Raw genomic sequence first — 14,894 nt, forward strand, 5'->3', positions numbered from 1 at the left:
TTGGATAGAGCATCTTGAATGGATTCTCTGGTTGGCGGTTTTTTAACAACAACAAATGCCCCAAGAGACGTCACTTCTGTAAGTAACTCCGGATTAGTCTCTGACGAACATATAATGACAATGGCATTGGGATCAACTTTTATAATCTCTTTGAGACACACCGTACCGTTCATATTCGGCATATTGATATCCAGAAATGTTACATCCGGCTGAATGCTTTTGAATGTTGCCAACCCTGCAGCTCCGTCTTCGGCTTCATAAAAGTCGTACTCTTCAGCCCTTGGAATGCAACTCTTAAGAATTCTCCGTGCTACAGCAGCATCGTCAACAATTAAGATTTTTTTTATCATATTATTTATGTTCCTCCTTTACCATACACTCGGGTACTACCATTGTCAAGATAGAAAATGATAAAAAATGAATGTAAAATATTTCCTCAGTTATTGTTTAAAAATCTTTTTCTGCCGCCCGCTTGCGCTCGACAACTGCGGACAACGGCAGACAAAAAAATGGATTTACCATTTGCCCGTCCGACATTGGCAGGACAGAATATTGCTTCTGTCCTGCATTTGTCCGAGCTTGTCCGCGGCTAAAAATATATTTGCTTTGTGGTGTTTTTCTTAATAACTGAGAGATTACAATTATTGTCAATAAAATTAGCGGGGTATACCCTTAGCCTATCATATGGCACAGAATAGTATCGGTAATGCATATTAAATGATGTTTAACCGGCCAGATCTGAAATAGGTCTGGCCGGTTTATCTTGAGATACTGAAGATTGGCCTTTTTGACCGCTATAAAAGTTATACCGGTATGACTTTTTTGGGATGGGGATAATTCTGCACCTCCTGTTGCCATTAACCAAGATTGTAACCAGCGAACAGTTTCTGTATTTGATGGCGATGAAGATAATTTCCAGTTCATGGGATTTTATAATTCCATTTTTACAGGTTTGATTATCATTGCCCTTTTCCGGTACTTATATTCCAGATGGATCGTCTATAATCGTGATGATTCATGAGTTATAGATTATTCACTTGGAAAGTATTATTCGGCAAAGATTTAGTATGAGAGTTGGATGTATATCGGCAAAGTTTCTATCGCTTACAGATTTTTCGCAGATACAATTCAAACAAAATGAACAGAGTTGACTTGACCTATTTTTCAATGAATGCTAATTCCCCAGGATTCTGCCGGTATCTCTATTTCTCAAACAATATCAAAATCTTCCCCATATCTTTTTAACATCACGTGTTCGTAAGCTGTTTAATAGTGGTGAAAACAAAACTGTAACATCTCAAAATCATATACTTCTTTACCAGATTGCCTATATTTTAGGCTTTATAAAAATTCTTGAAATTACAGGTTGTTAACGTTGTCTTACAAGATAAACCTCTTTTATCTCCATTTTCATATATTTAGTAATATCTGCATGTTACAGATGCAGTGATTTTCACAATCTATAAACTGGCGATATTTAAAGGTTTGCAAAGTGGCCTTAAAAGAGATAAAAAAAGAGGTTTTGTTAGCGGCAGAAAATTGCAGATAGTTCAAGGAATTTGTATTGATATTTTAAGGAGTTGATGTGCAGATAGAGTTTTGCCGGTACTTCTATTTCAGAAGATGTGGTGATGATATGTTGAAAACATTGTCCATAGGAATATACCAATGGGAAAGAGATTCGGCAGAGATTCAGGTAATAGAGATTTTGCCGATATTATCAGGATTTAAATCGTAACCCAGCAAATAACATTTTTAATTGTAATAAAATATCTTGTCTGGGATAATCTAAAAAATCATAATGGTTGTACCATGAAAAAGATATTTATCTCCTTTATTCTCCTGTGCTGTGTCGTATCTATTGCTTTTGGGCAAGCAAACGGCAATTTACAACTCCATTTTATCGATGTGGGCCAGGGTGATGCAGCAATTCTAATCTCACCCGAGGGTGAAACTGTGCTCTTCGACAATGGTGTAGCAAAATATTGCGATATGCCTGTTTCGTATTTACGGGAATTGGGTATTACAAAAATGGATTACCATGTGGCAAGTCATTATCACGATGATCACATTGGATGTACTTCTGAAGTTCTCGATGTTTTTCCGCTAAAGATCGCAGCATATGATAGGGGCCATACCTATGCAACCAATGTTTTTAGGAGATATGAAAAGATAATTGGTGTGAAAGGAAGAACAGCCATACCCGGTGACACTATAACCATGGATTCTACAACAACCGATCCAGTAACTATCAAGCTTGTGGTTTCAAACGGTGACGGAATAAATACGACAAACGAAAATGATTTAAGCTTGGTCTCTGTAATCAGTTTTGGTAAATTTGATGTTTTAATGGGTGGCGACCTCAGTGGGTTTAATACAGATAATTATAAGGATATTGAAAGTTCTGTGGCAAGCAAGGTTGGACAGGTAGAAGTATACAAAGTTCATCATCATTGCAGCAATTACAGCACAAATGACAAATTGCTATCGATCATAAAGCCGAAGATAGGCATTATTTCAGCTTCAGGTATAATCGGAAGGAATCACTCTTTATCCAGTTCTTGCCGGTAAAAATGCTCCTTTCTCGTTTTCCTCCTATAGAAAAAATGGGAATGGAGAATCTGGAGAACATGAGGATGTATTTTCTGAGATAGAAGTTTATCGGCAGAATCATAAATTGAAAACTGAAAAAGGTGATGTGATGCTGTGTGGATATCGTGTGGTACATCTGCCAATTCCAGTAAAGTGTATTCGGAGTATATGAGATTTTTATATACGCTATTGATATATATCTGCATGTCATGTATAATCTTAATGTGATTAAATCATTTAAGGATAAAGAGACTGAGAATATTTACAATCAGAACAGATCAAAGAAATTTCCAAATGAGATTCAATCACGGGCTTTGAAAAAGCTTATCATGATAGATAATGCCTTATCTGAAGACGATTTACGAGTTCCACCGGCAAATAACTATGAACATCTGAAGGGTGCCAGAAAAGGTGAATGTTCAATTCGGATAAATGATCAGTGGCGCATATGTTTTCTTTTCGAGAACAGTGATGCCTACGAAGTGGGTATTGAGGACTACCATTAAGGAGGGATTTATGGATAAGAATACAGACCGGATACCAACGCCTACGGTTGGAGAGATCTTAAAAGAGGAATTCCTCGAACCATTAGGCCTGACTGCATACCGTCTTGCAAAGAGTTTAAATATATCGACTACGACGGTATTAGATATACTGAATGGAAAAAGGAAGATAACCGTAGAAACAGCTTTGAGGCTATCTAAATATTTTGGTAATTCTGCAAAGTTTTGGTTAAATTTACAGAATGATATTGATTTGAGGATTCGTGCAGAAAGACCGCACAAAGATATCGATAAAATCCGCCCATTGCAACTAACGGCTTAGCAGCCACAATAAGGGTTTGGCAACAATTTGAGGAAAAATAGGCCATTTGATTGTAGGTATTGTTGAGTTTTTTCATTATTTTGTTCGCTTTGAAAGTTTGATTTTGTTTATAGCTTCCAAAGTTTCACAAAAAAGCAATAAAATGCACGCTCGCTTTCGCATGGCAATAAATATCTCTTGTGTTTTTTCGATGGTTCTCTGCTATAATCAAATATAGATATATTGATGGAGCCTAACATAATGTGTTTGTTTTCATCACCCCCCCCCGAATCTTTTTCGCCTGTTACAAAGCGCGAGAATTGAGAGGAGTCAGGATATGACAGAGATAAATAATACCGGCAAAGCGGAAACAAAACACCGAATCCGTCATCCGAGACTGAAAGGTCTGCACCCGTTCTTTACCCAGTGGCTGATTCTCGGCATGACGCTACTGGCATTGGGCGGTGCCATGAGCTATCTTCTCGCCGAACAGCACAGCCTCATCGAAGCACAGGAGCGGGTGCAACTGGCCAACCTGGCCAAGGTGCTGGATGTAAATCTGGGGCACCAACTGGATGCGACCAATCGGGCGCTGGTGGGTATTCGCGATGATCTTCCTTACTGGAAAACGAAGCATGACGGCAAATCACAAACCAACCGGCAACTGCGGGTCATAAGCGACGCTATGCCGGGGATACGAACTCTACAAATACTCAATGCCGCAGGCATCGTCATGGCCTCAAACCGAGAGGAGATGATCGGCCACAATTTCGCCGGGCGGGACTATTTCAAGACTCCGCACCAACATCCGGACCCGGCCATGCTTTATGTCTCTCCGCCCTTCAGGACCGCCCTCGGGGTCTTTGGCATGAACCTGGTGCGGGTGGTGACCGGTCCTAAAGGCAAGTTTGCCGGCATTGTCACTGCGACCCTCGATCCCGAATATTTTACCGTCCTTCTGGAATCGGTTCTCTACACGCCAGACATGAGAGCTTCTGTGAACCACGGCGACGGTAAGGTTTTCCTGATAGTACCGGATCGCAAGGATGTTGAAGGCATAGACCTGGCCAAGCCCGGCTCCTTTTACACCCGTCACGTCGAAAGCAAGCAGGCTGCCAGTCTGTTCAAGGGGCTCGTTGTCGCCACCGGCGATGAGCGCATGATAGCCATGCGCACCGTAAAGAGTGATAAATTCATTGCGGACACATCTCTGATGGTTGCCGTCTCTCGTGACCTGTATGCCATCTTCGCCACCTGGCGTCACGCGGCCTTTGTGCAAGGAGTTCTCTTCGGGGTACTGGCTCTGGCGGCAGTTTTAGGCTTGTATAGTTATCAGCGCCGGGAACAGAAATTTGCCGACACAGAAACCGGTTACGTAGCCAAACTGCAGGAGAACGAGACCGAGCTACAGGCAATCTTCGATACAGTAGGAACGGGGATTCTCATCATCGATAAGAACACTCAGATCATTATTGAAGCTAATCAGACTACCATAGAAATGACCGGACTGCCCAAAGAGAGAATTATAGGACAGATCTGCCACTCATTGGTTTGTCCTGCTCAGGCAGGTAAATGCCCGGTCAAAGATCTTGGTCAAAGCGTTGATCACTCTGAACGTAAGCTCCTTTACGCTGATGGACGCCAAAAAGACATCCTGAAAACCGTTTATCCTATTACCATCAAGGGAAGGGATTGTTATCTTGAAAGCTTTATTGATATTTCCGACCGCTTGTTGGCAGAGGCGGCGCTGCGGACCCAAAATAAAACATTCTCGCAAGTTTTAAACGGCCTCGATGCCCTCGTTTACGTAGTTGATATGAAAACCTATGAGATCGTTTTCATCAACGCATACGGGCAACACATATGGGGCGATATTAAGGGTAAAATCTGTTGGCAGACGATCCAGACAGGCCATGCCAATCCCTGTAAATTTTGCACAAACAGTCAGCTCGTTGGGCCAGATGGGAACCCGACAGAGGGTGTTGTCTGGGAATTTCAGAACACTGTCACTAAACGGTGGTACGATTGTCGGGACAGGGCCATTTATTGGCCTGATGGTCGTATTGTCCGTATGGAAATCGCCACCGATGTCACTGCCCGCAAACTCGCCGAAGACCAAATCAAATCCCTCCTCTCCGAAAAGGAAATCCTACTTAAAGAGGTACACCACAGGATCAAGAACAACATGAACGTGATCGTGAGTTTGTTGTCTCTCCACGCAGATACGCTGCATGACCCGTCAGCCATTGCCGCACTTGAGGATTCGGGAAGCCGCGTCCGTAGTATGATGATTTTGTATGATAAACTCTACCGGTCTGCCGATTTTAGAGAAATATCGACAAAGGAATACCTCACCTCTCTGATTGAAGAAATTGTAAACAATTTTCCCAACCGGGGATTGATAACCATTAAAAAACAGATTGACGACATTATTCTTGACGCAAAGACCTTATCCCCTGTCGGTATCATCCTTAATGAGTTGCTTACAAACATAATGAAACACGCCTTTGTCGGCAGAGACAAGGGAGCAATAGGGGTATCCCTTTCTATAAAGGATAATCACGCAACCCTCATTGTACAGGATAACGGCATCGGTATTCCTGAACCGAATGATATGGCAACTTCCACCGGGTTCGGGATGCAGCTTGTCGGTATATTAACAGAACAGCTTGAAGGGAACATGACGATAGAGCGGGAGAACGGAACAAAGTTTATTCTGGAATTTGAGGTATGATGGATAACATGGCTGGAACCAGAAAATATGCCAATCCTCTTTTTAAGTAGGGACGCTACCAAGGAATTTACTTTGAAAAAAATCATAAACTATCTACCCTTTTTTGCCTTATTTCTCCTGCCTTTATTGTTTTATCCTGCTATTGATACATCAGACTGGAGAAGCAGCAGCGATGTACACGTTCTTTTTGAATTTGCGTCATCACTGCTCGCCATAACGGCAGGAATAATGGTTCTGCTCCATTTTTTTACAACAGGCCGCTGGTTCTTTTTAATTATTTCAATCGGATTCGTTCAAATAGGTACTGAAGAGTTTGTTCACGCTGTATTTTCTTTTGACAGGATTTGGCCGGCAATATCCCAGACTTTTAGATTAGCCATTTCCACGACCTGGTTAACCGGACATCTTCTCCTGTTAATATCGCTCTTCATCGCTCTTATTTTTGGAAAAAAAGAAGTCGTTCCAGCAAAAAGGGGACTAAATGCTGTTGTCTATAACGTTATCGCTCTCATTTTTGCAGCCTCCGTTGCGTTATTAATTTTTATTTCTCCATTCCTTCCACATTTTGTTCAACTTGGTTCGACTACCAAAAAACTTATAGAGCTTTTGCTCGCACTTTTATACTTTGTCGCTTTTTTATTTTACTCCAATATCTACGCAAAACAACAATCCGGTAGTCCCCTTCTTTGGAGTATCATCGCTTGCATTATTTTTCAGGTTTTGGCTCATATCTTTGTTTTTGATGCTCAGGTCTTCTACGATTCACATTGGGATACAGCTCATCTAATAGTATTTCTCAGCTATTTTTTCCCGATCTTTGGTGTTTGGGGCGAAACCCTTAAATTACACAGGTCTGCTCAAGCGCAAGTAACTGACGACGAATGCGGCAGATACGTGCGTTGGAACGCCTATCAGCGCGATGAAATTGTTGGCAAGTCGGAAGACCAGGTCGCGGGCACGAACGCGGCAGATACTATACACCCGGACGACCGAGTGCTAATCGGATCGAAAATCGCGAATGTATTGAGAAGCGGTATTGAGGAGAGTGTGGAAGGTCGGGTTCTTCTGCGCGGCGGGCCATCATTCAGATGGCTCCTGATGACGGGCCGGCAAATAACGATCGATGACAGACCGTTCCTTGTGGGTATTGGTATTGATATTACTGAACGCAAGCAGGCCGAGGAAGCCCTCAAGGCCTCCCTCCGTGAAAAGGAAGTTCTCCTCCAGGAGATCCAGCACAGGGTGAAGAACAACCTCCTCGCCATCTCGGGTATCCTTGCCCTCCAGTTGGACCGGATAAAAGACGATGAGTCAAAGGACGCCTTCATCACAACCATGAACAGGATCAACGCAATGACAAGGATACATACCAGACTCTATCAGTCAGAAGACTATGCTCTCATTAATTTCAAGGAGTATATGGAGGAACTCCTCCTGGAGCTTTCCCGTTCATATGGGTTTCCACATGAGAACATAATAACAAATATTCAAGACATCTCCATTGACGTCAATACTGCAATCCCCACAGGCCTCATATTGAACGAACTTGTCAGCAATGCCATGAAGCACGCCTTCCCTGACAGGGACAACAGAAAGATTACAATCACCATGTCCAAAGAGGACTCCCGCATCACTCTTGCCATCTCCGATAACGGGATCGGAGTCCCTTCCAATATTGACTTTAAAAACACAGAATCAGTAGGGCTTTCTCTGCTCGGGCAACTGGTGGAGCAGATCAACGGCAGTATGGAATTAATAAGAGATAACGGTACTCGATTCATAATCACTTTTTCAGTTGATCAGGAGAAAACACAATGAATGAACAGGAGCAGAAGACCATCCTGCTGGTAGAAGACGAGGCGTTGATCGCTGTCATAGGGAAACAGACATTAAAAAAACACGGCTTCAATGTCATTATTGCCGCCAGCGGAGAAAAGGCCATTGAGATTGCACAAACCACCCCGGATATTGACCTCATCCTTATGGACATCAACCTCGGTAAAGGAAGGATGGATGGTACAGAGGCAGCAGAGATCATCCTCAAAGAGAGAGCCATTCCTGTCCTCTTCCTCTCCAGCTATACCCAGCCCGAAGTAGTTGAAAAGACAGAACGGATCACTTCCTACGGGTATGTAACAAAGGACTCCGGCCATACGGTTCTTATTGCATCCATAAAGATGGCCTTCAAGCTATATGAAGCACACCAGAGGCTGAAAGAAAGAGAGGGGGTGCTACGGGAGAGCGAGGAGAAATACCGTTCTATCTTTGAAAATGCTGTCATGGGAATTTTCCGAACCACTCCGGATGGTCATTATTTGAGTATCAACCCTGCCGGAGCTAAAATGTACGGTTATAAATCGCCAGAAGAAATGATACAGTCGGTCACTGACATGGCTCATCAGATATATGTTCACTCCGAAGACAGAAACCGGTTGAAAGAACTGGTAGAAAATAATGGATTTGTTGAAGGCTTTGAAGCAGAGCATTACAGCAAAGACGGAAGCACAATATGGGCCTCCGTGAATACACGTGTTATACGTGATAATTCGGGCACCATACTCTACTATGAAACCACTTCTGAAGACATTACCTCCCGAAAGCAGGCGGAACAGGCGCTGCAAGAAAGCGAATTACATTATCGTTCTCTTATCGAATGCTCAAGCGATGCCATTTTCTGTGTAGATGAGAATGGAGAGTACAAATTTACAAATCATCTATTTGCATCAACCTTCGGGGAAACACCGGATTATTTTATTGGAAAAACTTTCTGGGATATTTATCCTAAAGAGCATGCAGATTATCGTTACGAAGCAACGAAAAGAGTGTTTCTTACCGGCAAAAGCGAGTCTTTGGAGGTCGAAGTTCCTTTGCCGGATAAAACTTTGTATTTTTATGCTACAGCTAACCCCATAAAAGATGAAACAGGTAAAGTAATATTAGTACTGACTCATGCAACTGACATTACCGAACGCAAGAGAATGGAGGAGTCTCTGAAGGAAAGGGAGAAAAGATTCGCTCTTGCGATCGACGGCACCGGTGCTGGCCTTTGGGATTGGGATATGGTGAAAGCTCAGGTTGTGTATTCTCCGCAATGGAAAAGGATGCTCGGATATGAAATTCATGAAGTCGAGGATACGTTTTCCGGATGGAAAAACCTTTGGCATCCGGACGATTGCGCAAATATCGAAAAAGCGCTCCAGGACTACCTCGCGGGGGAAACCGATCATTATGAAATCAGACACCGGCTGCGTCATAAAGATGGCGACTGGCGGTGGATTCTCACACGTGGCGACATTGTAAAAGATGCACAGGGGAAACCTATCCGCTGGGTTGGGACTAATATTGACATCACCGAGCACAAACAGGCCGAGGAGGAGCTTAGACAACAAGCAACTGCTATGGAGGCTTCGATGGATGGTATTGCCATCCTTAACGAAGATCAAAATTATGTTTATTTGAACGAAGCTCATGCAAGAATCTATGGTTACAGTACATCTGAAGAATTAATAGGAAAATCGTGGCAGGTACTCTATGATGAAGATGAACTGCAAAGATTTAATCAACATATTATGCCCGAATTTAGCCAGAAAGGACAGTGGCAAGGGGAGGTAAGGGGAAAGAAGAAAGATGGAAACACCTTCCCGCAGGAGGTATCATTAACGGCATTGGATAACGGTGGGTTAATTTGTGTTGCCCGCGACATCACCTCCCGCAAGCAGGCTGAGAAGGCTCTCCTGCAGGCCGAAAAAAAATACCGTTCCATCTTCGAGAACGCCGTGGAAGGTATCTTCCAGACCACGCCGGAAGGAAGATACATTTCTGCAAACCCTGCCATTGCAAAGATCTTCGGATATGATTCCCCACAGGAACTCATGGAGCAGATCACCGATATCGGCAGTCAGCACTATGTGAATCTGCAAGACCGGGAAATATACAAAAGTACCCTTGAAGTGGGAGGGGTTATCAGGGGATTTGAGGTACAGCTCATCAACAAAGACGGAAACACTATATGGGCATTCATAAGCGCCCGGGTGGTCAAAGACGATGGAGGTTCGGTCATTTGCTATGAAGGGACGGTGGAGGACATCACCGCCCGCAAGCAGGCAGAAAAGGCGCTGAAGCAATCAGATGCCCGCCTGTCCAACATTATTGAGTTCCTTCCTGATGCTACCTTTGTGATAGACCTTGAAGGGAAAATTATTTCATGGAACAGGGCCATCGAAGAGATGACCGGTTTTCCCGCAGAAACAATGCTTGGCAAGGGCGACTATGAGTATGCCATACCCTTCTATGGAAACCGGCGTCCTATCCTCATCAACTTCTTATCCTCATGGGACGAGGATATTGAAAAACAGTATTCCTTTATACGCAAGGAAGGTGACATGCTCTTCACGGAAACCGACATACCAAGCGTGCGTGGACAAAAAAGGACTCTTTGGGCCGCGGCGAGTCCTCTTCATGATGATTATGGAAACATCATCGGGGCTATTGAATCTATCCGTGATGTCACTGACCGTAAGCAGGCTCAAGAGTCGCTCAAAGAGAGTGAGGATCGCTACCGGCGGATAACCGAGGGGTTGAGCGACTATCTCTATACTGTGCTCATCCATGATGGGCATGTTGTACAAACGATACACAGCCCGGCTTGCGAAGCGGTGACCGGATACACAGCAGAAGAGTTTGCCTCCAATCCTTATCTTTGGATTGACATGGTTCCGGAGCAGGAACACGCTATGCTCAACGAACATATTAAACGTGTTCAGTCAGGAGAAAACTTGTTTCCTATCGAACATCACATCATACGAAAGGACGGAAACATTATCCGGGTGATTGATACTCCTATCACAAAGGTTGACTCCCAGGGGGTACTCATATCGTATGACGGGGTTATCAAGGACATCACCGAGTTAAAGCAGGCCGAGGAGGAAAAACGAATCCTGCAGGAGAGGCTGCAACAGGCAGATAAAATGGAGGCCATCGGCACCCTTGCCGGCGGCATTGCCCATGACTTCAACAATCTGCTCATGGGGATTCAGGGATATGCTTCCCTGACATTAATGGATACTGATCCGTCCCATCCCAATTATGAGCGGCTGAAAAGGATTGAGGAACAGGTTCAGAGCGGGGCGGATTTAACAAGACAACTGCTGGGGTTTGCCCGAGAGGGAAGATATGAGGTGAAACCCGCCGATATGAATGATATTCTTAAAAAGACCTCTTCCATGTTCGGCAGAACCAAGAAGGAAATCACCATCCATCGGAAATATGGGAAAGATCTCTTTACCGTGGAGGTTGACCGGGGGCAGATGGAGCAGGTGTTCGTGAATCTGTATGTGAATGCCTGGCAGGCCATGCCTGGGGGCGGAGAACTCTATCTGGAGACTGAGAATGTTCTTCTGGATAATGAACAAACTTTTCCTTATGCTGTCAAGCCCGGGAACTATATCAGGATATCCATGACGGACACCGGCGCAGGCATGGATGAAAAGACACGAAAGCGGATATTTGATCCCTTCTTTACCACAAAGGAGATGGGAAGAGGAACAGGACTGGGGCTTGCCATGGTCTATGGGATCATCAAGGGGCATAACGGTTTTATCAATGTAGACAGCTATCCCGGTCACGGGACAACATTCACTATCTACCTGCCGGCTTCAGAGAAGGAGGTAGTGAAAGAAAAAACAACAACCGGGACAATCGCAAGGGGCACAGAGACGATCCTGCTGGTGGATGATGAAAAGATGGTTCTGAAAGTAAGCAAGGAACTACTGGAGTCCATGGGGTACCAGGTCTATACAGCCGGGAGTGGTCAGGAGGCGATTGTTGTTTACATGGAGAAAAGAAACGAAATTGACCTGGTTATTCTGGACATGATCATGCCGGGGATATCGGGAGGAGAAACTTTCGATCGTCTCAAGGAGATCAACCCGGATATCAAGGTTGTTCTTTTCAGCGGGTATAGCATCAACGGACAGGCCCAGGAGATTATGGATAAAGGATGCAACGGGTTCCTCCAGAAGCCCTTTCGTATTGAAATGCTATCCAACAAGATCAGGGAGATGCTGGACATGGAATGAGTACCTTGCATGCATCCATCTGAACCCTGTGTTAGCACAAGATGTATCAGCAAAAAAGTGATATAAATGCCTCTCTTTCGAGTGGTAATAAATATTTTACAAAATCTATTAAGCTATTGACTTGTAGTCAACCAGTTATCATCTCTCCACTCACATAATTTGTTCTTCTCGTCAGCATGGCAAATATAGTCCGTATCAGTTTATGTGCTGTGGCAAATAAAGCCTTTTTAAATGGGGACTGCTCAGGAAAGTGGCAACACTCTCTTAACCCAAAAAATGCATTCACAGTTCCCGCACCTGTAGTATAAGGCCCTTCAAGGTTTTTCCTCACTTCTTGTCATAATGACTACTACTGGTACGGTTTTTTGACCCACCTCCGGTTTCAGCCTATTCAGGTGCTCCCAACTGCAGTGCAGTTGGGGTCGAACCTCGGAAGGTAAAGACTGATGCGGGTAAACAGATAAGAGAGCTTTGCCCGTACCTTCCTGCTTTGTGCCGATATCCGGAGAACGGTGTCTCTCCCGTCGCTTCCCATTTGAGCAGGGAGCACAAAATACTTGTATCGTATGGTCTTGAGACGCTGGGTCTTCTCTTTCTTCCCGAGAAACTCATGTCTGAAGAGTAGAAAGAGGTTATAGACAAGGACTCTCAAGACCATAGCCGCCTCTACTGCATAGAATTTCTTCATCGAAAAGCCGCCCAGGGCAAAATCTTCTTTCAACTCTTTGATGGTGTTCTCATCGTTTGCCCTGGGCTTGCACATGGTCCACACGTCATAAGGCGGTTCTTTTGAATTAGTGATCCATGCGCTGAAGCGATAGTCTCTTATGAAAGTCTCGTTGGCAAACAAAGGCAGTGTTTTCCCCATCGCCTTTCTTCTCCGGGTGATATCCTGCCTGACCACTATGTACCGTCTCTCCTTTCCCCAGAGAGGATGCATAAAGGAGAACTCTGATACAGAAAGTCCTTTCGCAATTTCCTTCCAGCCGACAAGAGAGTAAATCTGCCGCTGGAGGGGTCTTATGAGTCTCACCGCAATGATGTAGGTAAGGTGTTCTTCCTCAAGTCTTTCAATGAACTGCTTCAGGTAGAATCCGCTGTCCGCAATGACGCCGAGTACCCTGATGCGGTCGCAGATGCGGGCATGGGAGTCAGCGAAGAAGGCAACGATATTATTCCAGGAGGCAACGTTGCCGGAGCGGTTCCAGAGGTGGATCACGTACTTACTCCTGTTGAGAAAAGCGAGAAGAGGATTGTGGCTTGGCCTGCCGTGCTTGGCAGGGTTGTATCCCTTTTTCGCACCCTCCTGCTCTCCGTAACGGGTAAGAACGCTGGAGTCGAAGGTGAGCCAGTCTTCCCGAATCGTCTCCCAGGGGATAAGTTGCGTAAGATACGCCCACACGTTGCGGGACAGTGCATCTGCCGTTTTGATAGTTTTGAGTTTATTGAACATCCGGGTAAGGGTCGTGGCAGCATCGGGCAGTCGCTTGACCCCGAATATCTTTGCGAGGACTTCCTTGTTGCCGAGGTATACAAGGTGAGAAAATCTGTCAGCACCGGCATACACCATGGCAACGAAGGCAATAGCCTTTCCGTATATCCCCATGCCGTTCGGGGAACATTCCGTGATCGGCATCGCCTTCTCAATCATCTCTGCAAAGCCGATCCGCTCAAAGAATGCTGCGATAAGCGCAAAGCCTCCATATGCAGTCATCTTCTTCTTGGTAAAGGTAATTCTCGCTTTGTTTGTCTGAGATATCGTGGTAGAATTCTTCTGCATCTTTTTGTTCCTCCTTTCGTATAGGGTTGGTTGCCGGCAAGTAATTGATTCTACTGCGAAAGGAGGATTCTTGTTAAGGGTTAATTGAGGGCAAATGCATTATTTGGGTTAACAGTTATACTGATCGTTGTAACTATCGTGGCAGGTTTTATAGGACTGGGATGGTGGCAGTCACGCCCTCGTAAAGAGGATAACGTGATAAAGCCAACAGAACAGAAATAACGCTGGGGCAGACGGAAGAATGGGTTTATGCCCATTTTTCTTTTTGTTGTATATCATGTGAAAATAATAAAAGTTTTGTAGCGGCACAAAATCATCTTTCAGATCATGTGCCGCTATCTCTTACAATTCTGTAATAGAAATATTGAGATGTTCTGATAACCACTTTGCAACAATATGTCTGTGACGGAACTTTCCAGGTATTTCCCAACATAAGAGAATTGCATCATGACCTAAATCTTGATAAACTTTTTCCGGGTTGAAATTATTCAATACAGGTACCTTACACGGAAACAGATTGTTATCAAGCCATAACAAAATATGTCTTGAATAAAAAAGAAGATTCTCTATAATTTACATATGTCCTTCTGGAAAACGTTAAAATGGTAAGTCGGTTCAACATTTGACATTGGCTATATTTCCTCCATGTCGAATTTTATATGTATTTGAGCATATATGCTGTGGCGAAGAGAAGGTCAACTAAATCACGGGGAGGTCATATGGCTAAGCTCAGGGCAAAGGTAGGGTCAGGAGAAGTGGGACGCTTTGACCAAAGAAACACGATGTATATGCGGCCAAGGGATCCGGAAAAATCGGATGCCCGAATACTGGATATCGGCAAGCGCCATTACAGCGTGAAGCACTTCGGCAAAACACCGGGCTACACCATGAGGGATTGGGCCTTCAG

Annotated in this window: 10 protein-coding genes; 8 read left to right on the plus strand and 2 right to left on the minus strand. The window is 44.3% G+C overall.

Going from position 1 to position 14,894, the window contains the following annotated elements; translation table 11 throughout:
* Nucleotides 1-350, minus strand: a 350-nt coding sequence (locus NT178_17760) for a response regulator (protein ID MCX5814367.1), incomplete at its 3' end; no start/stop codon positions are given.
* A 1,235-nt stretch (nucleotides 351-1,585) separates the two neighbouring features.
* Between NT178_17760 and NT178_17765 the strand changes: the two genes are divergently transcribed.
* From NT178_17765 to NT178_17795, 7 genes are all read left to right on the plus strand, one after another.
* Nucleotides 1,586-1,738 carry a hypothetical protein gene (locus tag NT178_17765; protein MCX5814368.1) on the plus strand — a complete coding sequence of 51 codons (153 nt, stop codon included), beginning with the start codon at nucleotides 1,586-1,588 and terminating at the stop codon, nucleotides 1,736-1,738.
* A 74-nt stretch (nucleotides 1,739-1,812) separates the two neighbouring features.
* Nucleotides 1,813-2,571, plus strand: coding sequence for an MBL fold metallo-hydrolase (locus tag NT178_17770; protein MCX5814369.1), 759 nt, complete (start codon nucleotides 1,813-1,815; stop codon nucleotides 2,569-2,571).
* A gap of 245 nt (nucleotides 2,572-2,816) precedes the next feature.
* The gene (locus NT178_17775; GenBank protein MCX5814370.1) at nucleotides 2,817-3,098 is read left to right on the plus strand and encodes a type II toxin-antitoxin system RelE/ParE family toxin; all 282 of its coding nucleotides are present in this window, start codon (nucleotides 2,817-2,819) and stop codon (nucleotides 3,096-3,098) included.
* A gap of 10 nt (nucleotides 3,099-3,108) precedes the next feature.
* The gene (locus tag NT178_17780; GenBank protein MCX5814371.1) at nucleotides 3,109-3,417 is read left to right on the plus strand and encodes a HigA family addiction module antitoxin; all 309 of its coding nucleotides are present in this window, start codon (nucleotides 3,109-3,111) and stop codon (nucleotides 3,415-3,417) included.
* A 316-nt stretch (nucleotides 3,418-3,733) separates the two neighbouring features.
* Nucleotides 3,734-6,130, plus strand: a complete 2,397-nt coding sequence (locus NT178_17785; GenBank protein MCX5814372.1) for a PAS domain-containing protein — start codon at nucleotides 3,734-3,736, stop codon at nucleotides 6,128-6,130.
* A gap of 72 nt (nucleotides 6,131-6,202) precedes the next feature.
* A complete protein-coding gene (locus NT178_17790) occupies nucleotides 6,203-7,948 on the plus strand; it encodes a PAS domain S-box protein (GenBank protein MCX5814373.1) in 1,746 nt (581 codons plus the stop codon).
* The gene (locus NT178_17795) at nucleotides 7,945-12,207 is read left to right on the plus strand and encodes a PAS domain S-box protein (GenBank protein ID MCX5814374.1); all 4,263 of its coding nucleotides are present in this window, start codon (nucleotides 7,945-7,947) and stop codon (nucleotides 12,205-12,207) included. Before NT178_17790 ends, NT178_17795 begins: the two co-directional genes overlap by 4 nt.
* A gap of 391 nt (nucleotides 12,208-12,598) precedes the next feature.
* Here the strand turns inward: NT178_17795 and NT178_17800 are convergent, their stop codons facing one another.
* Nucleotides 12,599-13,987 (minus strand): IS1380 family transposase, encoded by a 1,389-nt coding sequence (locus NT178_17800; GenBank protein ID MCX5814375.1) that lies wholly within the window; start codon nucleotides 13,985-13,987, stop codon nucleotides 12,599-12,601.
* 719 nt (nucleotides 13,988-14,706) lie between these two features.
* Here NT178_17800 and NT178_17805 point away from each other — a divergent pair.
* Nucleotides 14,707-14,894: hypothetical protein (locus NT178_17805; GenBank protein MCX5814376.1), on the plus strand; the 188-nt coding region annotated here is incomplete at its 3' end.

The sequence above is a fragment of the Pseudomonadota bacterium genome (genome assembly GCA_026388255.1).
Taxonomy (GTDB): domain Bacteria; phylum Desulfobacterota; class Syntrophorhabdia; order Syntrophorhabdales; family Syntrophorhabdaceae; genus JAPLKB01.

Bases quoted from the DNA above. Each gene is read 5' to 3' on its own strand.
- NT178_17770 (MCX5814369.1), top strand. From the start codon at position 1,813: ATGAAAAAGATATTTATCTCCTTTATTCTCCTGTGCTGTGTCGTATCT.
- NT178_17780 (MCX5814371.1), top strand. From the start codon at position 3,109: ATGGATAAGAATACAGACCGGATACCAACGCCTACGGTTGGAGAGATC.
- NT178_17785 (MCX5814372.1), top strand. From the start codon at position 3,734: ATGACAGAGATAAATAATACCGGCAAAGCGGAAACAAAACACCGAATC.
- NT178_17795 (MCX5814374.1), top strand. From the start codon at position 7,945: ATGAATGAACAGGAGCAGAAGACCATCCTGCTGGTAGAAGACGAGGCG.
- NT178_17800 (MCX5814375.1), bottom strand. From the start codon at position 13,987: ATGCAGAAGAATTCTACCACGATATCTCAGACAAACAAAGCGAGAATT.